This is a genomic window from Massilia sp. CT11-137 (genome assembly GCF_047302885.1).
GTDB lineage: Bacteria > Pseudomonadota > Gammaproteobacteria > Burkholderiales > Burkholderiaceae_D > Telluria > Telluria orientalis.
In genome coordinates, this window is sequence record NZ_JBKYMP010000001.1 from 1,308,513 (window position 1) to 1,329,630 (window position 21,118).

Here is a 21,118-nt window from a genome sequence, read left to right on the forward strand (position 1 = left end):
AAACTGCCATGTGATCGGCTCCGTTACTCGCAGTAACGGGGCCCTTCATCCGAGAGCGGTTGTTTCCACGTGTGCCGCAGCACTGAGGCGACCAATCGAAGACGCACGCGCGAGGTCTCGCTTTGCCGTTAGGGCAGGGACAACGCATTGGTTCGCTGCGAATGCAACAAGACTGTTGACCGTTGACCTGGCCGTGTCGTCTGCGGCCGCCATCGCGATTACGGTCCGTTTGCCATCCCGTCCAAACGCGACTGAGACAATATCTGCTACCCAAACACGCAGCGTCGCGCCTTCCACCCGCGTCAATGTTGAGCTTGACTGAACATTACTGCGGAATCGGTTGCCGACGCTGATCCGCGACGTCTGGAAGACGCCCGAGGTCTCGATCCACACAAGACGCGACCTGAACTCGATCCGCGACCACAGCAGGTGCCCGATCCGGAAACTCAGTGCCGCCACCATTCCAAGCGCCATGATGACCAAGATGGATCGGCTAATCTCCGTGGCTGACATTTTCGCGAACTGTTCAGTAGCTCGGGCCGCAGTCCATCCACAAAAAGCTGCCATCGCTATTCCCCAGGCGCCAAGGACCAGAAGCATGCGGGCATAGGGCACGTGGACTGCTTCGGCCCAGCTCGAAAGCTGCGACGAGTTCATTGGGGCCGGCTGCGTCTCCTCCAGGATGAGACCGCTGAATGAACCGCGTTCTCCTCGGGAGACATCCGGTGGCACGTTGGCATACGCGCGGTTCGGAATGGCGCGTTCCCACGCGCTTTGGAAATCACGGCTGATCGCAGCCCACAGCTGCCCCGGTGGACAATTCATAGCGATCGTCGTCTGTTCGCATGACACGTCCGTGCTGCGTGCGCTGCCGAGATGGCAGAGAGTGGCCGCGAAGAACAGGCCGGAACTGATCATCGAACCGCCCAGCAGCAGGGCTGACGGTATCCACATCGGGGCAATCGACACGTGAGGCGTGACACGCGGGAGCAGGACGGGGGCCATGATTGAGAACACGACCAGGCCAACCAGCTTCGTCAGTGCTCTGTCTCCAGTTTCCGCAACGGGAGTATCGTGGCGGTCGCTCGGACTTAAACGGTCGGGGGCCATGAATGGTGTCAGAAGAGACAGACCGCTCATCGGCAGGTACAGCCAGGACGCAAAGCCCTCACACGAGGTGCCAGCGAAGACCAAATACGAAACCAGCAACGACGCGAGCAGGGCGCCCATTGCGATCAAGGCGCGAAAGTGCTGGACCGCAGCGGCTCGCACCTCCGTCGGCGACGTTACCAGGTCCTTGACGAGGGAACAGAGGAGGCTCTCAAGGGCGCCCCTGGGCTCGGGGAATTCGATTGCTCGGTGGCGAAGCGTTTCCAGGACCTTGTCGGCTCCCTCGCCCATGCCTTTATCGGTTACGGCAAGCTCGCCAGCCAAGCCGAGAGGGAATTTGCGACCGAGGTAGAAGCGCACTTGAGAAAGTGCCTGAATGAGCAGTTTGACGGCAAGACCCAGTACGAGCACCGCTACAGCGACCACGATCAAGGCAACTCTGTCCTCGTGGACCATGAAAAATTCTCGTGCATGAATGACGGATGCAATGCCGCCGGCGAGAGCGGCGGCTGCCCCGATGGCCAGAAAAACGTTTTCAAACCGATAGGGGTTTGGGTATTTGGTGAACGTATCGTCCCGGTTGAATTCAAAGCTCAAGGATGGGTCCTTTAGGAAGTGGGAGTTTCAAGATCAGTAGATCATGCTTGCGCTGCGCGCAACTTTGTGAGGCAGTCGAGCAAGCCGGGCAGGGATTGCTGTTTTCAAACCCTGCCCTACATCCGAGCTCGTGTTATTGGTCGCCCTTCTTATTGCGGTTCCACCGCGACCTGATGCCGCGGGCTATCGCCGACGTGATGGAACGGATGAGACGAACTACGGCGACATATGGTGCGAAGAAGTCGCGGAAGTCTTCGATTGCTACTTTCTTGAAGCGGTCAATGATTTCTTTGATCATGAGATGTAAATGTAATTTGAGATGCCTGTCTTAAGTCAGGGTTTTCTGTTAATTTGGTAGTTCTTTTTTGAGCGCATCGCTATGTATTTCCTTTTTCTCCTATATCTAAGGGCTAGCGATGGGAGTGGTTGCCGGTAACGCTGGCCGCCTTTCGGATGCCTGCTGCCAATCCTTCAGAACGAATAATTTCAGTTACGCGGTTCACCTCCAGCCTAAAGTCGGAGATGAAGAGCGCGATGGCGTGATGGCGCGAGTGAAAGGAAAACGTGATCTCTTCCAGCGTCTTTTTCGGTCTGACCAGCTGGTGAATACGCTGGTTTATTTTCCACCACAGCACCCGGCCGTCACCTTTGCCATTAAGGCTTGCCTTCACGGAGCGTGGGTCGTGCTCTGCCCAATTCATGGTAAAAATGGTTTCATTCGAGATCATCTTGGTCTTCATTGGATTGCGCCTTTGATGTGTTGTTGAATAACGCTTGGTCACTACGAGATCAATCTTAAATGCAGAACTTCTCGACGCAAGTCGAGGTCGTTTCCTCTTGTCGTGATAAAGATTGAGGCATCTTGGAAAAGACCAATGGAAGATCAAATGGAAGATCAAGAAAGACTTTTGCTTACGGAACGCGAAGCGGCACAACTGCTCGCGATGAGCACTCACTTTCTCCGTCGAGATCGTATTTCGAACAGCTCGGTAGGAATTCCTTACCTGCGGATTGGCGCGGCAGTCCGCTATCGTCGTTCCGATTTAGAGGGGTGGATAGAACGAAATATTAAAGTGTAGTTGCTCCAGCGAGACGGCCCACCGATGTTGAGACGGGGCACCGGTACCGGCTAAACATGATAGCGCCGCCTGTGCATAGACAGTTCACGGCAGTTGCAACGTAAGTTGTGCAGCTATGAACCTACGCAGCAAGTTTGGACTCATTTGTTTGGTGCCAGCATGTCGCCGATGAACACGCGGGCGGGCATTCCGACTGTTCGGTGGCCTTTGCACTTATTGATTTCAATGTTCGTGCTAGGCGCAATGCTGCTGGCCAAGCGTTAATCGCTTTTCTAGCCAACGGTCGTACTGCAGCTTCTCGCCTCGATTGAGAAACCTTCGGGTTGAGGGATCGAAGGTCGTTTTTTGATTTGTGCCGAGTTGCGCGATATAGATTGGTATAAACGCTTCCCGTTCGCTATCCGATAACATCTGCATGGCTTTGCGACCGGCCGCGCGGGTTTCGTTCGTGCTCTTGTCAATATCGTGTTTTCGAATAAATTCGGATGCTTGATCAATCGCTGTTGAAACTTTTGGATTGGACAGTAGTTTGCTTACTCTTAATGGATACGGATCTCCGCACGATTCCTCGACCTTCATGACTGCACCTCGCACCTTTTCTTCGCCATGTTGTTCCAACAATGAGTTTGCTAACTCACGATCATCGTCAGTCCAGCAGTGCACCCCACCTGGTTCGATCGTACGTCTTTTTCTGTTCACCGCGCTGTAGCGATACCCTGGATGGCTTGCATTCAAACTTTTGAGGGAGCGCGAATCCGAAATTTTTTCGGAAATGTTTCTGCTGCTTTTTTTAAAATTCTGAATACTCTCTGTACTAGAGCGCGGAATTTCGCTCTCTTGTGCGTTGGATTTATCGCCCAAGACAGCGCAGTCTTGCGTTCCGGTGCGCGCTGTAGCGCGTTCCGCATGAGCCCATTCTCTTGCAAATTCGCACAAGCGATCCAGGTTGATCATGTATTCGAGACGACGCTGCCAACGGCAGCGCCTTTCGCTAAGAATGCCGAGTTTTCGCAAAATCTTCCGTGCTGTCTCTTGTTGTGATCGGGTAAGGCCGGTCTCATATTCGAAACTCTGTTCGATTGCGCTTTGAGGAGGGAGCATCCGGTTGTCCTGATCGCGTTCGGCCAATAGCTTCTTAAACCACCATCGTCCAGCCCCGGCGTGTCGTTGTGCAAATAGCGCTTGCGCCAACCACGCTGCTGTCGGCTGTCCTAATTCCCTGGCCCAGTCGGAGCGCACGGCCACTACCTTCTTGCCTTCGTTACTCAGGTCCGCATATTTCTCGTCGCGCCATGCCATGATTAGCGGCCCTCCTCGAGAGAGAGCTCAAATTGTTTCGAGGTCACTTGTTCTTCTCGCAGTTCCTGAAGAATCTGTCGTATACGGCGCGAGGTGACTCCGAGAAGACGAGCAAGGTCCGAGCTCGACTTGCCGCTCGCAAACTGCGCGACCGAGAGGATTTTGGCCACACCAGGCTGGTCACGAGTGGACGGGCACGCTGGTTCGCTGTCGTCGTCGGCCGGAACGCTCAGATTCTCGATGAGCGCACGGGTGCTTTCATCGAGAGCGTCGACACGGTCGAGTGAAATAGCGAAGGTGTGGGCACCCAGTTGCCGGCGCAGTCTTTTCTCCAAATGGCCGAATAGGAACTGGGGTAGGAGGCCCTTGGATGGGTCAAACTCGGCGCCTTTTTCCATGCAGATGAGGCTGAGCTCCTGCCTAACATCCTCGCGGGAAAGGCCATACTTTGCGGCTTTCGCGTTGATCTGAGCAGCGTGTGCTCGCGGGAACGTGACCGCAAGCTGGCGTAATTCGTCTGGGGTAAGGGACATATCTTCCTCGTCGACTATGGGCGTCCAGGCTCAAAACGGGACTACAGGTATGTGCGACTAGAAGAGGAAAACTCATCTTCAGCCCGGTCGCACTGCGGGTAATTTGTTGTGCGTTCGAGCAGATAACCAAGCCGTGGAGCCGATCACGGGCGATTACGCTAGGCGCAGGAAAATTTGAAGGAAGAGTTTTCGCGGCAGACGAATTGCCGAGGATGACGACGATGAGGGCCTACTCGTAGTGGGAGAGTGGCTCAAGGGATTATTGCGATGACGCGCGGACGAGGCCCATGGATGGCCCGAGGCGGTCGAGTCGAAGATTGTTGCGAAGGCCAGGTGCCTGGCGAAGGGGGCATTGCCGCTGAGCGGCGCAAGCATGGTAACACATAAATTTTCTGGAGCGCAATGTATCTTGCTGCGGCGCACTTTGGCGGCGTCTAGCGCTCCCATGCAGGCACTGGCAAACTGATACCCTCGATATCTTGGATGCTCGTTCCAAAAGGAGAAAGTGTATGGCGAGATTAGGCTTTGATCGCGAAAGCGGGTTAGTGTACGAGGGCAGGGGAGCTCCAACCCATCCCGTGTGGCCTACGCCAGCGCTAACGCAAGCCACGTTGATTACAACACCTGCCGATCTTGCCAAGATACCAGGCAGTTTCGAGAGCAACCCGTTTGCATGGATGTTTGTCGAAACTTCATTTGATCCAGTGAGCCGCATTCGTCGAGGTCGTATCTTTCAAAACTTCGGCAACGTGAGCTGGGAGAGAGTACTGGTCGAGCCACATCCAGCGCTCTTCTCGGAGACCAAGAAAGCAGCAGAGCAAGGTGGACGTGTTTCCAAGGAGCTCTCTGTCTACATCGAGTGTACTGATTTGTTGAGGCAGCCCGACAAGGGGCAAGGGCTTCAGCTAGCCCTCGGTCATAGTGATGCGTCTTCGCTTTGGCGAATTCTGCAAACGGAACGGCTTGCGGCGAGTGATGTAATGATCACTTTGCGCGCAGAATCAGCGTATAACATCATGCCAGAAATCGACAAATCCAAAATCCATCCTGATAGCGTTTCAGGCGTGAAATCCGCCGTGAACAGGGTGTTAGACGCAGCCTACCGTGAGTTACCTACCTCGGTTGTCGACCAGTGTCGTAATGCAGCCACGGTCTTGGTGTCGCGGTGGATGCAAGTCCAAACTGGCAGCTCAGTGCCAGTGGAACAGGATCTTGGCGCCTGGATCAAGACGGTCAGGTCTCATTTCGGAGAAGGGGAGATGGTCGCCCTTCGCTCAGCGCTGGAGACCATAAACCGGCTGCATCCGCGGGGAAAGGACAACGAAGCCAGTCGCTATCAACTTCGATCGGTTACGGAGTCAGACGCAGAATTCGCCGTGCAGGCACTTGGGTTCGTTATTCGCGAGATCAGGTGGGCCGTATAACAGGTGAGACAGCTCTGGCGCTGTATTCACGGGGCCAAATCTGGCTGGACCCAGATTTGGCCTGGGATTGTCGTCGCGTTCAGAACGGTCTCAGTGAGAACAATCAGATGGCTGCACTCAGCGATAAAGTTGCAGCAATGCATTGATGGTTGTTGACATGTAATTTTTTCTGCTCTACCATTTAGGCTCGCTCTGCGGAACTTTACTTAAGCCTTCATTTTTCTAAAGTGAAGCATCCCTGCAAATTGCCTACCACTGTCGGTGGGCTACAAGTCTCGCCTTCTGGCGTAGCGCTCTTCTTTTCGCCCTCGTTGGCCTACCGGTTTCTGCTCTCAGCAAGCGGGATGACGGATCGGCCGAATCACTCATCGCGACGGTTTGCTCTGCAAGGCAATAGTTCAAGCTCGTTGTCGTTTCCAAGTCATCGAAGACAAAAGTACTGATCGGTAGCACCGAGGCAGTCGGCCAGGACGACGGCGGGCCGACTGCCGACATCATATCCCTGCGACAAAAGAGAAATAAATCCGTGCTAGCGCCACGGATGACCTGTCTGTCGGCAGGAAGCGCTACGCCGGACAGCGAGAGAGTTCAGGCTTGGCGGCTGGTAGCCGGGCCATCGGTGCCAAAGGCACCTCGGTATCGTCGTAATGCCAAGTGAGGGCGGCGATACGAAACCGATGTTTTGACGTTGGGATCCCTCATCCCGGCACTTTTGGGTATGTATTCGTGCGACATCGTTCTGACCTTTGGAGGTGGAACGGTCGCTGGACGTTGAATTCCGGGAGCGATAAATGAATCAGCAACAGCAGGGCGCTGCACAGCATGAGCATCAAGGGTATTCCTCTCACTGGGCAGGCTTTACGTCGCTTGAGCTCGAACGGCGAACCCACGTGGATACCGCATGCGCGGCCTATCATCTGGGGCGAAAACCGCAGACGCTGCGGGTATGGGCATCTTCTGAGACGGGGCCTCTGCGGCCAGTTCGTGTCAACGGTCGGCTGGCTTGGCCGGTAGCGGATATCCGTCGAGTTCTCCGGGCTTGAAGCCGCAATTTGGGCGGGCGGCAGTGTTAGCCGAGGTTCGAGACACATGAGCCCGCCCAACTTCGCTTCTGCTGGACGCCATGGATACAGCACATGTGCTCCAGGTACTCGAGCTTGTACATAGTTGCCCCTAACGGCATGAGTCCCTTGCGCACAGCCAACTTGCTCTAGCCCATGCAGGGTCAGAATGAGGGGAACCCCAACCTCGTGGAGAGCAGGCATGGCATCTGATGTCTATTTGCAAATTGATGGCGTCAACGGCGAATCGAACGACGACAAGCACAAGGGATGGATCGAGGTAGAGGCCGTCGATTGGGGCGTCATCCAGCCGACCGCTGGCACCATGTCAACCGCTGGCGGCCACACGATCGGACGCGCTGTCTTCGATGCGCTTCGGATTACGAAGGCAGTCGATCTCGCTTCTCCAAAGCTGATGGAACTGGCGGCCCAGGGCAAGACGATCCCGAAAGCCAAGCTCGAATTCTTCCGCGCGGACGGCTCCGGCCCACTCAAGTATTACGAAGTCACCCTGGAAAACGTGCTGGTGTCCAGCAATAGAAAATCCTACGGTGGGTCCGGCCTCGTGGCCGATCAGTTCACGCTGCACTTTGAATCGCCACGACTATCGTAGACACTCCTGAGCCATAATGTTGGGCACAAGGAGAAGGTATGAGTGGAAAGCGGTACACTGAGGAATTCAAGATCGCAGCGGTCAAGCAGGTGGCGGAGCGCGGTCACCCGGCGAGCGAAGTGGCGGCGCGTCTGGGGGTGAGCATTCATAGCCTGTACACTTGGACGAAGCGCTACGGTGTGCCCGAAGAGGAGCGCAACGCCGTGGATTCCCAAGCCGATGAAATGCGGCGCCTGAAGGCCGAGTTGAAGCGCGTCACGGAGGAGCGCGACATCTTGAAAAAGGCCGCGGTGTACTTTGCCAAGACGTCCGGGTAAGGTACACCTTCATTGCTGAGTTTCAGGACCAATTCCCGGTACGGCGGCTGTGCAAGGTGCTCGGTGTGCATCCCAGTGGTTTTTATGCTTGGCGTCTGAACCCCGAAAGCAGGCGCGCCAAAGAGGACAGGCGGCTACTGGTTCCTATCAAGGAGTCGTGGCTGGAAAGCGGCAGCGTGTACGGTTACCGCAAGGTCAGCGATGACTTACGCGAGCTGGGTGAACAATGCGGTATCAATCGCGTTCATCGCCTGATGCGATCGGCCGGGATACGCTCACAAACCGGCTACGCCAAGCGCAAGTACAAACGCGGCGGTACACCTTCGTTGGTGGCGCCAAACCATTTACAGCGCCAGTTCGACGTGCAGGAGCCCAATCGGGTTTGGGTGACGGACATCACGTATATCCGGACGTATGAAGGCTGGCTCTATCTGGCAGTCGTACTTGACCTGTTCTCGCGCCAGGTGGTCGGCTGGTCGATGAGTTCGCGCATCGATCGTGAGCTCGCGATGAACGCACTTTTAATGGCTGTCTGGCGTCGACAACCCAAGAATATGGTGATGGTGCATTCCGATCAAGGCAGTCAATTCAGCAGCTACGATTGGCGCGACTTCCTGGACGCGCACAACCTGCAGCAAAGCATGAGCCGGCGCGGTAACTGCCACGATAACGCCGTTGCAGAGAGCTTCTTCCAGCTGCTCAAGCGGGAACGAATTCGGCGTAAAACGTATGGCACCCGTGAAGAGGCAAAGCAGGATGTCTTCGACTATATCGAGATGTTCTACAATCCGAAGCGACGGAGCCTGTCAGATTTTCTGTGTGGCATGAGGTCATGAGATGATACCGATAAGGATTCACGATGACCGAAGTAATGAGCCCTACCAAGAAGCCCAAGAAACCGAAAGCGCCCAAGCTGTTTCCGGATGAACTGATCGATCAACTGCTGGCCCAGGTCCAGAACAAGGACGCCGAGTCGATTCTTGGCGAATCGGGCTTGGCCGGCCAACTCAAGAAGCAGTTGGCCGAGCGCATGCTCAATGCCGAGCTGACGCATCATCTCGATACGGAAAACAAACAGGGCAAGGCCGGCAACCACCGCAACGGCAGCAGTTCCAAAACCGTCCTGACGCCGGGTGGCGAGCTCGAACTGGACATTCCTCGCGATCGACAGGCCACGTTCGAGCCGCAACTGGTCGCCAAGTACCAGCGTCGCCTGCCGGGCTTTGACGATCAGGTGATCAGCATGTACGCGCGCGGAATGAGTGTGCGCGAGATCCAGGGGCACCTGCAGCAGCTGTACGGTTTGAACGTGTCTCCCGACCTGATTTCGACGATCACCGACGAGGTATTGTCGGAGGTCGAGCAATGGCAACAGCGCCCGCTGGAGCCGATGTATCCGATCGTGTATTTCGACGCGCTGCGGCTGAAAATCCGTGACGAAGGCACCGTCAAGAACAAGGCGGTGTACCTGGCGTTGGGCATCAAGGCCGACGGCAAGAAGGAAGTGCTGGGCCTTTGGATCGAACAGACCGAAGGCGCCAAATTCTGGCTCAAGGTTTTTAACGAACTGAAGAATCGTGGTTTGGACGATGTGCTGATTGCTGTCGTGGATGGCCTGCGCGGCTTCCCGGAAGCGATCGAAGCCGTTTATCCTCAGGCCCAGATCCAGACCTGCATCGTGCACCTGATCCGCAATTCGCTCAGCCTGGCCAGTTGGAAGGATCGCAAGTCTCTGGCTGCCGCGCTTAAGCCGGTCTATCAGGCTGTTACAGCAGACGCGGCCGCAGCGGCCCTGCAGGAATTTGCGCAAGGCGAGTGGGGCCAGAAGTTCCCGACGGTGACAGCCATGTGGCAGCGTCAATGGGAACAGGTGATCCCTTTCTTTGCCTACCCACCAGCCGTACGAAAAATCATCTATACGACCAATGCCATCGAAAGCATGCACATGCAGCTTCGGAAGATCGTCAAAAATCGCGGGCACTTTCCGACCGACGAGGCAGCCAGCAAGCTGCTCTACCTGGCCTTGCGCAACATCGAGAAAGACTGGAAGATGCCACCCATCACGTGGAAGCAGGCGGCCAACCAATTCGCTATCCTGTTCGGCGAACGATTTACGAATGCGCTGTACTGAGATTTTTTAAACCGACCTCAGCACACAAAATTCCTGACACCTCCAAGCGACGGCACAGCTTCAGCAATGACCTGTCACCGGTCGAGTACGAAAAGCAGTATTTTCAGCGGCTGTCGAGTGTCTAGAAAACTCGCGGCGATTCAAAACGGTGAATGCTCAGCAAAACGCGTCACTTCACTGGTTAGTTTCTGAGCTCACCTCGACTTTCGGAATACCAATGACTGAGATATTCAGGCACCCGGTCGTCTCTCGCAAGAACCCCACTGAAGCTGAAAGCGCGCTATGGTAATTGCCTCACTCATCTTTGCCGTGACAGCAAGCGCGTCCGTAGCTACGGACGATGGTTCAGGTACCGAACCGAAAATGCGCCAGACACATCTTCCGCCCATCAGTACCGTCACTGTCCGGAACAGCGGCGCGACGTCCCCAGCTGCAGGTGAACAGGTGGAGCAGTGCACAGATTTTAAGCTCAGCTATCAGGAAATCCGTGAGTACATCGGCAAAGCTGCCGAAGTCGCCGAGCACGATTACTTTCATATGCTCGACTGGTCACCCTGCTACGCGAGCGGGGAGGTCACGTTCAAGAACGGCGTCACGGGTGTCTGGGCAATCCAGCAGTATCGCGCTGGCTCGCTTAAGCTGAGCAATGGCCGAACCTTATATCTGTACTGCCCGCAATGCCAAGCTAAAGCGTTCCCGTCTGCGGATGAATAATCAGGCCATTGGTGGCTCGCGCATGGCCCGTATGACTCACGCCAATCTTCTCACGCTGACAAGTCGGCGAAGGCGGTCAAAAAGCGGTGCAGTCCAAGCAGAGTATCGACTTTGACTTGCCACCCGTACGCAGTCGGCGTCTTACCGCCATGCAGACGTTTTGGGAAGCGCGTCATGTTGGAGTGGAAGCGGTGCCCACCACTCACCGCATGTGCGCCGTCCATACGGGACAACGATTCGCGGGAATGTTTCGGATGTACGCAGAGATTGATGTTATTTAAGTTTGCTCGCGTCTTCTCGACATACAGAACGATTCCAGCCGGGGCAACGAATTCCGCCAATTTGACGGTTTCCTTCGTCAGTTCGTAACCCGCGTCTTGCGCCAGAGCGTATATCGCGGACAGCGCCGCTAGGAGGTCCTCATCAGGTCCATAAGTAGACGATGGCTTACTTTTCGAATTTTGTGTCTTGTTCACAGTATTTTTAAATTCATCTTCAGCTTCGACCTGTCTTCCTAAAACGGAGGAGGTCACTGTTGGCGCCGAAACCCCCCAACAATGGTAAGGCTCGCTCCTGGCAAGCGACAGATCCGATTATGAAGTGAAATACTTCATCAGCTCACTCGTCGTGGCGCCGCCCCGCGCTTCCATGACCTCGATTTGCTTGATCGGGATGTTCGCTTTCTCCAACTCTCCGACGCGACCGGGACGGGGACGAACCACTTGACCCAACTTATCGCCTTCGCGCCAGATGACCACGAACAAAGGATCGCCATGCAGTTCGCGATTGATCCTCACTCGTCCCGCGAAGAGACCGGCGGCGCCGTCTTTTCCATGGATCGCATTGTCTAACGAGGCATGCATGTTGACCCGGCGCCAGTTCGTCTTAGTGTGCACGGCGCGGTAGCGGATGCGCTCGATTGAACTGATCTCGTTCTCGTCGCGCAGAGAGGGCGGCACAGGCTGGAGTTGGGCCCACCTCGGTTCGGGTTTAGATTTGTCCGCGCCTGGAGTGATATCGGCCAATGTGGAATGGAACACCCCGGTATCGACGAAGGTCAACAGATCCTTGTATTCGTGCCCGTGTTCAGCGGTGTGATTGGGCATCTGCCGCTTGGTCAGGCAACCACGGGGCGTCGCGAAGCTGTCGATCCGCCGCTTTGGCACTTCATGCCATCCGATGTTAAATGCGCCGAGCTTCGAGAAAAAGCACAGGGAGCTGTAAGGCAAGTGGTCATGGATCCACCATGCCATGGCGGTCCAACTTCCTCCAAGCGCGATGTAGTCGGCTAGAACTGGCACCACGATGCACGCGGTGGCCCCGTAATGACCGTTGCCATCAGGGTAATCCCAGATATGCTCAGCGTAGTTCTTTTCATTGCTGGCGCAATTGAGGTCGTTTCGATTGCCGAAGGCGTTCACCTCGGGGGAGCGGTACCCGGACCTAATATGAAGCCGCCCGAATCGCATCTGCAACGGCTCGAGCAGCTCGGTGCACAGTTCTCGCCCGACGCGCAACGCGAGGTCGGGGCGATCGGGCACATTGCGCAGCTGGTGCCAGTTGGCGATTTCGCTGTACAGGAATTCGCGCATATAAAAATTGCGCGATAAGCGTTCCCGCCCAAGCGCCTCGAGCGTTTCATAATTCATGGTGCGATTCCTCGAGCGGGGCCGAAGAGCGGTTGGGCGCCAAATAGGCCGCGAACTCATTGATCTCGATCTCACCGGTACCGTTGAGCATGTCGGTCGCCAGTCCGCGTTTGCGACTCAGCAAGTGATCCAGGGTTTGCTCGAAGGTCACTATCCCATCGGCGACAACGGTCGGGTAGTAGACGTGCACATCGCGCTTCTGGCCGATCCGGTAGGCACGATCAGTGGCCTGGTCTTCCTTCGCGGGGTTCCACGGCCGCGTGAAATGAATGACGTGATTCGCCGCCTGCACGTTGACGCCGAACCCGACTGCGGTGGTCGATAGGATGATGACGCCGAAGCCCGGCGCCTCTTGGAACGCATCGATCAACTTTTGTCGGTTGGGGCCGCGCTCGCTGGTCGAATTGGTGTCGCCGTTGATAATAGTGGCAGTGAAACCGAATTCGTCCAGGATGGCGAACTGCAGGGCCCTTTGGATGTCCCTCAGTTCCGTGAAGATGATCGCCTTTTCCGCGCGTGCCTGGATAGCCCTCAACTTTTCCAAGGTCCAGTGCAACTTGGGCGAAACGTCGAGGGAGTCGCCTTCCGGGCGCAACGCATGGGGGTGGGCACAGATCATTTTCAGCTTGTGAAGCAGACCCAGCATGGCGGCGCCCTGTTGGCCGAGATGTTCTTGCATCGCGCGCTGATCATTATAAAAGCCGATCTCGCTACGGTAGAGACGCAATTGCAAGGCGCTCATACAGAGCGACTTGCAAGCCACGTCCTCGATCTTGGCCGGCAAGTCCTTTGCTACATCCTGCTTGGTCCGGCGCAGCAGTTGCGGCTCGATGAGCGTACGTAATTCGTTAAGCGCGGCCTCGTCCTGCTGTTCCTTAGTTTCGATTGGGCGGCGGAATTTAGCTCCGAACTCGTTGAGCGACCCGAGCAAGCCTGGCTGGATCCAGTCATATAGACACCACAGGTCGGTGAGCGAGTTTTCGACGGGGGTCCCGGTACACGCGATCCGGAATCGTGCTTGTAGCGCCTTGGTTGCTTGCGTCACCCTGGCAGCCGGGTTCTTGATCTTCTGCGCTTCGTCACAGATGACAACACCCCATTGCTGGCGCGCGATCGAAAACTCCTGATCGCGCAGGGTTTCATAGGTGGTCAGCACGATGCGCTTGTTGCGACGCCATCCGAAACGCAACAAGTTCTGGATGCCATGCGCACGAACGTCCTGCGGTATCTCGCCCTTGGACAAGCGTGCCTCCTGCAGCGACCGACCATACAGTTTCAAGACTTCCTCACCGATGCGTGGGTGCAGAAAGTTGCGCATTTCGCGCTCCCAGTTGTCGAGCAGGGACACAGGGGCCACTATCAACACTGGCGGGCCGTCAGGAGTGCTCTCCATGCACCAGGCGATGAACGTCAATAACTGAAGGGTCTTACCGAGGCCCATGTCGTCCGCCAGGACACAACCGGAGGTCAGATGCGGCGACAAGCTGTACAAATGCTGGAGCCAGGCCACGCCCTGCAGTTGGTGCTCGCGCAACGATGTCGAGGGCAGCAGCGAGTTTGGTATCTCAGGATCGGCTGCTAGGCCCTGTCGAATGATCTCGCCACGATCGCGCTGATAATCGAGCTCCTCAATATTGCCCGCCACGAGCAGTACATCACGCTCATTGGATTCCTTAGGGGCACCGGGCGCCCGCTGTTTGAAACGCTCCCCCCACAGGGTGGCGATGCGACGTGCCGTCAGCAGTTCGATGTCCAGCTCAGGGCCGGGCAGGCGGGCGGTGGACTGGCGATTGGCCGAGGCGCTCTCGATGTTCGCCACAAATTGCTCGTAATGGCCGCGGTTCGAAGTCTCCCATCGGCTGAGCAATTCTCCGTCCAGGCCCAACTGACTCAATAACTCGGCCGGAAGCCAGTTCTCTGACTTGCCCTTTTGCAGATAGGGCGACACCACCTTTTCAGCGCGACCGATACCGATCACGCGATCACCATATTGTGAAAGGTCGAGAACATCACCCAACTCCCGACCCTCGGCCTCCGCGCTCCAGCGCTGTTGCATCTCCTCCAAGCGCGTCAAGTCGTTGGAACCGAAGCCAGCCATTTCTAGCTCGAATCCCTTCCAGAAAGCGCAAGCCAATCCGGCCAGGAGCTTGGTACCAACTTCGGCCACGAATTGCCCCATCGTGACTGGATCCTTGAGATCCAATTCAACGGGGGCCGAGGTTTCGCTGGGTGCAGTCAGCACTAATATGACCGTGGCGATCCGGCCATCCTGTTCAAGAACAGGCTTGAGTGCAAAGTGATAAAAATGGATGCCCGCCCGTTCCAAAGAAGCATCGTACTCGTCTGGGTCGAGCACCCTCCCGGCTTCCGGCCCGAGATACGCGAACGGATTCTTTAGAAATAGGGACGCGTTACCGCCGGCGACGCGGCGCGCTGGCATCGCGCGTACTTCGCTGAGCACCGACTTCACGTCCGGGGGAATCAGGATATGCGTCACACCACCGTCGGCTTGCGCGATGACGTAGCGGTCCGGTACCTGCTGTTGGCGCTCGAACGATGCCAGCCATCCTTCCGGCTGTTCTTCGAAAGTGGGCGTGACTTCGACAACTTGCTCGTCACCGACCAAGCGACGACATAGATCCAGTTTTAGCGACTCTGGTCGCACGACGACCGTGCGGTCCAAGAAGCCATCCATGCGCGCGTTGGCGCGCTTCGCGAGCTTGCGAATCTTCGCCCAGCCGAGTTGATTGGTTTTCTCACACGGGACCGCTTTTTGGTCACGGTGCAGCTCCTGCACGGCACGCAGGAGCTTCCACGTGGTTTCCGGCATGAGCCAACGCTCGTCATCTAGAACGAACACCGCGCCGTCACGTGACAGCACGCCGCGAATGGGCACACCGTCCGCGCTTTCCCAGCCTTGAATCGTGATGGAGAACGCTGGGTCGGAGAGGCTCCCGGAACTCGTCAGTGTCGGTCGCAGAACGCGGATGCCTGGAAGACCGAGCAGCTCGATACTCGCCTGATGATCCGCCGAGTTCAGTACTTCATACACTTGCTCCCAGGGTAGCAGCCAATTGTCGACCAAGGGCGTAATGAAACCCTCCTCGTCCAATTGTCTGAGGTAGGCGAGGGTAGCGCGGTCGTCGGCTGAGGCGATGCTCAGGCCATCGTCGGAAACGCATGGGTATAGCACGCCCTCGGTCTCGAAAACAGGGGAGAATGTAGGGGCGAACGGAGCCGGCTCGGCGGGGTGTGGCGCGCGACCACGCAGCTTATTCCAAAAACTCACTTGATCCAAAATCCTCTATCGGCGTTGAAACTCATGTTCAGGCGTGCAAGCTCACGTCCGAGGCGAGAACTCGGATTTCGCTCAAGGACCCAGAATGCTCCACCCTTGTCGATGTTGTTTTGTACCTCGACACGATAGGCTCGCGCCAGAGCACCGGCCACCTTGACAACACTGAGCGTGGACGTGTCGGCAGACACAGGCGGGGGCGCCGCCGTTGTCGGCTTGGTTTGCTGCACCACCGGAACCGGGCGCGTTGGCGTGGACGCTGGCGCGGCAAGAGGGGGAGGCGTTAGGGCCGTGTTCGTCGTGTCGAAGCGCGCGCGATAGTTATCGACTTGGACCGCGGACGCGGTTACCGTCGTGCCAGGATAGATGCTGCGTCGTGCCAGAAACTGGTTCGCCTTCCACTGCCACGCGTTCATGTGCAGGATGCGGTTGTCCGACCAGGTCTGCTTGTTGTAGATGACCTTCTTGAGACTGTTCGTCGACAGCTCACGCGCTGAAGGATCAAAGGGCAGCTCCTGTTCAGCGTAGGCATAACATGCGTTTCCCGTGCCAGAGAATTCAACGAAGTACTGGTCCTGGATCCGCATGATGAAGCCGTTGTTGTGGCTCGGCCCCCCGATCAACTTGCCATAGCGTCCCGCGTTCTTCGTACGGAAATTGCGAAACTCGGGATCGGGATTGGCGACGGCATCCGCCCCCAACAGGATACGCGTGTAGACAATTTGATCGAGGAAATCCTTCCAATAGTGCAGTCGCGCTTCATCGACTTGGCCGGCTCCCTGCAATAGGCTGAAGAAGTGCTCCAGGTCTTCCTTAGCGAACCAGCGCAACACCATGGCTCGGACTGGCGTGTCTACCATAGCCCAGCGGGTGGCCGAACGTAGTTGGGGATTGCCCCAGCGTGTGAAGGATTCGTTCTTCAGCAGTTCGTGGACCTCGTTGCGCTGCGCCGATTGACAGTAGCGCGTTAGGAGCGCCGCCAGCAGGTCGTCCGCATACAAGGGCCGCGCGCGCAGGAATTGCAACATGCTCGGTATCGCTGCGAAAAAATCGACGTCGTCGGTCCCGTTCAGATGGTCTATCTGATGGGCGATGACCCGTCGCCACAACCAGCTCGACTCCGGGATCGGTAGCCCTCGGGTGAGTTGATCGTGTTCGTCCACTGAACCGTGGAACACAACTTGACGTAGCGAGCGCCCGGCGTGATCGCCGAACATGTCGCGATGGCGTTCAATGAGTTGCGACCAGAGCTTGGGGCGCTTGAGCCCATCCAGCAGGATTGTTGCCGTCTCCACGATCCGCTCTCGTAGGCGAAGCCAGTTTCGCTTCTCCGATTGCGGATCGAGATCATATGCCAGATAGCTGTGCAAGAGACCGAACCACGCCTTACGAGGCACATCATGCTGGGCGATCCAGTCATCGGTATAAGCGATGACCGAGTCAAAAAGCCGTTGTTCATGGATCGGCTTGCCACACGCTCCGCAGTCGTCGCACAACCCCCACGTGATCAAGGTCCACTCGCGTCGAGAAAGATCCGTCTCTCCACGACGCAAGCGCGCCAAGGCATTGATCCGTTGTTGGCGATCGGGTTCCCGCGGCGCCCCCTGCTCGAACAGCAGGGCGACCCGATCGGCTTCGGCCTCCAGCTTTTTGGGCTCCGATATATGGAAGAGAAGCCCTTCGCTATCCCTCCCGAAGCGCCGCAATGACGCCTCTAACTGGCGGGCGACGGACGTAAAGAGATCGACTCGCTCCGGATTCATGGCAACAGACATTTTTCCGGCCCAGTAGCGGCAAATGAAACCGGTCGTACGGCACTCGCAGGATCCTTGAGACCATAGAACTGCAAGCGTAGCTCGACACGCCTGCTCGCTTCCTTACTGTCCTTAGCATTGTTGAAGGACACCCCACCGGCGAGGAACAGTTCACGGACCTGCTGCTTCTGTTCCCGGGTCAAACCTGTGGTTGCGGCGAACCGGTCATCCAACATAGTACACATGACCCATTCCGAGCGTTGTAGGCTCAAGTGTAAGTTATATAGGTAGGATCCATCGGTATCCGTAAAACCTTCGATCAAGACCTGTTTGAACCATCGTTTGCCTTCGTCGCTGAGTGCCGCGTCGATCACCAATGGTACGACTTGACGCAGGGCTGTCTGACCATCTGGTCCGAGCTTGTAGTCGTTGTAACCGAAGCGTCCCGCTTCTCCAAAGTTGATCCGGTTATCACGGCAGTCGACCACGATGTTCGGATTCAAACCCTTAGCTTTAATTTGGAGCCGTTGACAAAGATGGGCGATATCTGCGGCCCGTGCCTTCTCCCCCTGTTCGACTTCCGCGATCCGTTTGGTCATCATCACCAGTGACGCGACCATCACGACCAGGAACAAGATCATCAGGGCCGTCATCAGATCGGCGTACGAGATCCAAAACGGCTTCTCGCCCTCGGATTTAGGACGCTGAGCGGCCGCTGCACGCATGCCAAACATCGCTTACCCCTTGACCGTACGGGTCGCCAATTTGCCCATCGCCTCGGACAGATCCTCGACGTATTCCTTGACGTCCTCGACGCCGCCAGCGAGATGTTGGATTGCCTTATCCAGCTGCGTGTCGAGTGAGCCCATGGTCTTTTGTAGACTGCGTTCCATCCCATGACCGAAGTCGTCGAACGTGCGTCCGACGGCTGATGAGATCTTTTCCAGGTATTCCTCGGTTTCGCGATTCACTGTGTGGATCTGTTCGCTCAAGCGCATCAGGTCGGCTACCGCTTTTTCGCGCAGTGAGGCTTCCTGTTGAGCCGTTTCGATGACCGACTGTAGGGCGCTCATGTTCTGGACCGATACATCGCGCGCGGCGCGATAGTCCGCCACCACGGTGGTCAGTTCGTGCATGGAACCAGCGATCTCGGAGGCGCTAGAACGCAGGGCGGTGACCATATCCGTACTCGAACGCAACGCGTCGTGGACTTGACCGCCTGCAGTATCGAAACGCTCGGCGGCCAGACGCATCTTGTCAGCACCCACTTGCATACCCTGCAGACTACGTTCGGTTTGCCCACCAAGGGCATCAATGGTGTGCTTCATCGCATGACGCTCTCGTTCGACCAACTCGACCAGAGAGCTCACCTGACCGCTCAATTCATTCAATACCGAAGTCGACGCCTCCTGGAAGCGTTGCAGTGCAGCCTGCGCTTGCTGATCCATGTCTTGGCGGCCCTTGTCCAGACTAGCGAACATGGAGCCGACCTGGTTGCCCAAGTCGGTCATGACGGACCCCGTCTGTTGCTGGAATTGTTCCAACGCGACCTGGGTACGCTGATCCATACTTTCACGACCTTTCTCCATGGTGGTGAACATGTGGTCGATACGTGCCGTGATACCTTCCGAGGCCGTCGTCACGCTATGCAAGCCATCTTCCTGTGCACGCGTGATCGATTGTCCGACGCCATTGACCATCGCTTGCATTTGCTCCTCGAGTTGACGCACCGTGCCAGCGATCTGCGCGACCGTGTCACTTTGTCCGCGGCCCACGCTGTTTTGCAATTGTTGGACGAACACGTCCATCTGTTCGGTCATTTTTTGCTGACGTGCTTCGGCGTCGACGAACATGCGCTCGAGTTGAGCGGCGATCTTGCCGCCGGCCTCGACCCCTTGATTGCCTAACGATTCCACCGCGGCTTGCAAGCTAAGCACCATATTGTTCATTGAGCTCTGCATTAGCTCTTGGTTGCTATGCATGTCCTGCAGGGTCTTGGCGAGCTGTTGGGAAATCGCTTCGTTAGACGCCATGCTGGCGTTGCGCAGGTCGTTCACCAATGCCGCGATGCCGCTTTGCATCTGCTGCATGCTGCTGACCGACTGCTCGAGCATCGCAGACATTCCCTGGAATTGTTGACCAAACGTTCCCTCGAGCTTAGCCATGAACGCGACCAGAACTTCCTGCAGCATCGAACCCACCATCTTCGATTGATCACCGCTTGCCGCCGATACCGAATCCGCGATTTTTTCTAGCGGACTGCGCAGGCTCGCCTCAATGCTTTGACTGATCTGGTTCGCCATATGGCTGCCGGACTCCCGATAGCTGCCGCTCAAGGTTTCTGCTAGCCGCACACTTTCACGTACCTGTGTATCGACCAGGTTCTGCAGCATTTCGCGTAGGTCAGTCACCAGGCTATCCTTAAGCATGCGCGTTTGAACGGAGCTCTCCTGGCTGGTGCGTACCAGTTCCGCGAGATATTCTTCGCCGACGCCAGCATCGAACAGGCGGTCGATCGCGTCCGAGAGCTCCTCGAGATGGGCATAGCAGATACGCAGCCATTTCTTTTCGAGGTGGGTCACCACCATGGCGCAGACGATCGCTGTTAATGACCCGACGAAGGCGAACAACACGTCATGCAGCAGACCACTAACGCTCTGCTGGACCTTTTCCGGTGCACCGGGATCGAATTCATACAAGCCGAGCATCAAGCCCAGGAAGGTTCCGATGATTCCGAGCCCCGTCAAAATGCCCGGCAGATGCCTGAAGTATTCGGTACGCAGTGGCGTGTCGACGATGCTTTGCGACGAAAAATAATGCGACGACGGGACGGTTGCGCGGGTCCGAGTAATCTTGCGCTCGCCGTCTTCGTCACCAAACTGATCGTGGAGTGTCTCTTGGAATTCGCTCCAATGATGGGCGAACGCCGTGTCGTTGAATACTTTGTCGGCCGCGCCCCGCCTCACAGCGGGGGCCGACTCGCGAATTTTTTTGATCTCGTTTGTTGCACGCGTAAGCGAACGCGCCAACGTACCGGCTGGGAGACGATATTGTCGGAGAAACTGGACGATTAAGCAGACAAGAAAAGTGATGACGATCGCTGGCGCGACCAGTTTGATTGGGTCTTGGAGGAGGGCGGACATGGTAAAAGCGGACTGTACCGCTGAGTAACTGTTGCACGAAGAATATTTTACTTGTGTACATTACTCTAAGTTAAGTCCTTCGGCTGACGAATTTTTGCAACACGGATATACTTTTTATAGCATTTATAAAAGCTCGACGGTTTTGTGAGAGTTGGTGAGATTTTTAACCTGAGACGTTCGCGAATTATTTTGACGCGTCGAGGCAGCTCAAGGAACGACAAAATGAAAGGCCGTAGCTACCCATTCAAGTAGGTGGCACCGATTGTTAGCCATCGGCGGATGTGAAAGGCAAAAGTAATGATGCTAGCTTCAGTAGCTGTCTAGTAACTAGAAAAGTCGTTGCGGATATGCAAACTCTGATGCGCGACTAGCCGGCTGGACCTCTTGCCGGTGCACAGC

The 21,118-nt window shown here is 56.4% G+C and carries 16 protein-coding genes; 6 read left to right on the top strand and 10 right to left on the bottom strand.

What is annotated here, in order from left to right:
• Positions 1–45: 45 nt before the first annotated feature.
• Positions 46–1,707 carry a hypothetical protein gene (locus ACEN98_RS05950; protein ID WP_413382477.1) on the bottom strand — a complete coding sequence of 554 codons (1,662 nt, stop codon included), beginning with the start codon at positions 1,705–1,707 and terminating at the stop codon, positions 46–48.
• Positions 1,708–2,117: 410 nt separating this feature from the next.
• Positions 2,118–2,447, bottom strand: coding sequence for a hypothetical protein (locus tag ACEN98_RS05955; RefSeq protein WP_413382480.1), 330 nt, complete (start codon positions 2,445–2,447; stop codon positions 2,118–2,120).
• A gap of 135 nt (positions 2,448–2,582) precedes the next feature.
• Here ACEN98_RS05955 and ACEN98_RS05960 point away from each other — a divergent pair, with 135 nt between their 5' ends.
• Entirely contained in the window at positions 2,583–2,786 is a 204-nt protein-coding gene (locus tag ACEN98_RS05960; RefSeq protein WP_413382482.1) for a helix-turn-helix domain-containing protein, read from the top strand.
• A 234-nt stretch (positions 2,787–3,020) separates the two neighbouring features.
• On the opposite strand, the gene ACEN98_RS05965 is transcribed toward ACEN98_RS05960, so the two are convergent.
• Both ACEN98_RS05965 and ACEN98_RS05970 read right to left on the bottom strand, forming a co-directional pair.
• Positions 3,021–4,085, bottom strand: coding sequence for a hypothetical protein (locus ACEN98_RS05965; protein ID WP_413382485.1), 1,065 nt, complete (start codon positions 4,083–4,085; stop codon positions 3,021–3,023).
• A gap of 2 nt (positions 4,086–4,087) precedes the next feature.
• Positions 4,088–4,618, bottom strand: a complete 531-nt coding sequence (locus tag ACEN98_RS05970; RefSeq protein WP_413382488.1) for a hypothetical protein — start codon at positions 4,616–4,618, stop codon at positions 4,088–4,090.
• A 509-nt stretch (positions 4,619–5,127) separates the two neighbouring features.
• On the opposite strand from ACEN98_RS05970, the gene ACEN98_RS05975 reads away from it, so the two are divergent.
• The 5 genes from ACEN98_RS05975 (at position 5,128) to ACEN98_RS05995 (ending at position 10,878) form a co-directional block, all read left to right on the top strand.
• Positions 5,128–6,042 (top strand): hypothetical protein, encoded by a 915-nt coding sequence (locus ACEN98_RS05975; RefSeq protein ID WP_413382491.1) that lies wholly within the window; start codon positions 5,128–5,130, stop codon positions 6,040–6,042.
• Positions 6,043–7,305: 1,263 nt separating this feature from the next.
• On the top strand, positions 7,306–7,716 hold the full coding sequence (locus ACEN98_RS05980; protein WP_413382494.1) for an Hcp family type VI secretion system effector: 411 nt from the start codon (positions 7,306–7,308) through the stop codon (positions 7,714–7,716).
• A 38-nt stretch (positions 7,717–7,754) separates the two neighbouring features.
• A protein-coding gene (locus ACEN98_RS05985) for an IS3 family transposase (protein WP_413382497.1) occupies positions 7,755–8,869 on the top strand; the annotation gives its coding sequence in 2 pieces (ribosomal slippage) (positions 7,755–8,001 and positions 8,001–8,869; 1,116 coding nt in all).
• Between the two features lie 35 nt (positions 8,870–8,904).
• On the top strand, positions 8,905–10,164 hold the full coding sequence (locus tag ACEN98_RS05990; RefSeq protein ID WP_156133736.1) for an IS256 family transposase: 1,260 nt from the start codon (positions 8,905–8,907) through the stop codon (positions 10,162–10,164).
• A gap of 363 nt (positions 10,165–10,527) precedes the next feature.
• A complete protein-coding gene (locus ACEN98_RS05995; RefSeq protein WP_413382499.1) occupies positions 10,528–10,878 on the top strand; it encodes a hypothetical protein in 351 nt (116 codons plus the stop codon).
• Positions 10,879–10,928: 50 nt separating this feature from the next.
• Here the strand turns inward: ACEN98_RS05995 and ACEN98_RS06000 are convergent, their stop codons facing one another.
• The 6 genes from ACEN98_RS06000 to zorA form a co-directional block, all read right to left on the bottom strand.
• Positions 10,929–11,411 (bottom strand): hypothetical protein, encoded by a 483-nt coding sequence (locus tag ACEN98_RS06000; RefSeq protein WP_413382502.1) that lies wholly within the window; start codon positions 11,409–11,411, stop codon positions 10,929–10,931.
• A gap of 60 nt (positions 11,412–11,471) precedes the next feature.
• Complete coding sequence (locus ACEN98_RS06005) at positions 11,472–12,527, bottom strand: hypothetical protein (RefSeq protein ID WP_413382505.1); 1,056 nt, start codon at positions 12,525–12,527, stop codon at positions 11,472–11,474.
• Positions 12,517–15,579: a DEAD/DEAH box helicase gene (locus ACEN98_RS06010; RefSeq protein WP_413382507.1), complete on the bottom strand. Its 3,063-nt coding sequence runs from the start codon at positions 15,577–15,579 to the stop codon at positions 12,517–12,519. The genes ACEN98_RS06005 and ACEN98_RS06010 overlap by 11 nt, the downstream gene beginning before the upstream one ends.
• Before the next feature lie 233 nt (positions 15,580–15,812).
• The gene (locus tag ACEN98_RS06015; protein WP_413382510.1) at positions 15,813–17,585 is read right to left on the bottom strand and encodes an EH signature domain-containing protein; all 1,773 of its coding nucleotides are present in this window, start codon (positions 17,583–17,585) and stop codon (positions 15,813–15,815) included.
• The gene (gene zorB1 / locus ACEN98_RS06020; RefSeq protein WP_413382513.1) at positions 17,582–18,310 is read right to left on the bottom strand and encodes a type I Zorya anti-phage system protein ZorB1; all 729 of its coding nucleotides are present in this window, start codon (positions 18,308–18,310) and stop codon (positions 17,582–17,584) included. The genes ACEN98_RS06015 and zorB1 overlap by 4 nt, the downstream gene beginning before the upstream one ends.
• Positions 18,311–18,313: 3 nt before the next feature.
• On the bottom strand, positions 18,314–20,719 hold the full coding sequence (gene zorA, locus ACEN98_RS06025) for an anti-phage ZorAB system protein ZorA (RefSeq protein ID WP_413382516.1): 2,406 nt from the start codon (positions 20,717–20,719) through the stop codon (positions 18,314–18,316).
• Between the last annotated feature and the right edge of the window lie 399 nt (positions 20,720–21,118).

Excerpts from the sequence above, each read along its gene's own strand:
- ACEN98_RS05955 (WP_413382480.1), bottom strand. The coding sequence starts at position 2,447 with ATGAAGACCAAGATGATCTCGAATGAAACCATTTTTACCATGAATTGG.
- ACEN98_RS05960 (WP_413382482.1), top strand. The coding sequence starts at position 2,583 with ATGGAAGATCAAATGGAAGATCAAGAAAGACTTTTGCTTACGGAACGC.
- ACEN98_RS05965 (WP_413382485.1), bottom strand. The coding sequence starts at position 4,085 with ATGGCATGGCGCGACGAGAAATATGCGGACCTGAGTAACGAAGGCAAG.
- ACEN98_RS05970 (WP_413382488.1), bottom strand. The coding sequence starts at position 4,618 with ATGTCCCTTACCCCAGACGAATTACGCCAGCTTGCGGTCACGTTCCCG.
- ACEN98_RS05975 (WP_413382491.1), top strand. The coding sequence starts at position 5,128 with ATGGCGAGATTAGGCTTTGATCGCGAAAGCGGGTTAGTGTACGAGGGC.
- ACEN98_RS05980 (WP_413382494.1), top strand. The coding sequence starts at position 7,306 with ATGGCATCTGATGTCTATTTGCAAATTGATGGCGTCAACGGCGAATCG.
- ACEN98_RS05990 (WP_156133736.1), top strand. The coding sequence starts at position 8,905 with ATGAGCCCTACCAAGAAGCCCAAGAAACCGAAAGCGCCCAAGCTGTTT.
- ACEN98_RS05995 (WP_413382499.1), top strand. The coding sequence starts at position 10,528 with ATGCGCCAGACACATCTTCCGCCCATCAGTACCGTCACTGTCCGGAAC.
- ACEN98_RS06005 (WP_413382505.1), bottom strand. The coding sequence starts at position 12,527 with ATGAATTATGAAACGCTCGAGGCGCTTGGGCGGGAACGCTTATCGCGC.
- ACEN98_RS06015 (WP_413382510.1), bottom strand. The coding sequence starts at position 17,585 with ATGAATCCGGAGCGAGTCGATCTCTTTACGTCCGTCGCCCGCCAGTTA.
- zorB1 (WP_413382513.1), bottom strand. The coding sequence starts at position 18,310 with ATGTTTGGCATGCGTGCAGCGGCCGCTCAGCGTCCTAAATCCGAGGGC.
- zorA (WP_413382516.1), bottom strand. The coding sequence starts at position 20,719 with ATGTCCGCCCTCCTCCAAGACCCAATCAAACTGGTCGCGCCAGCGATC.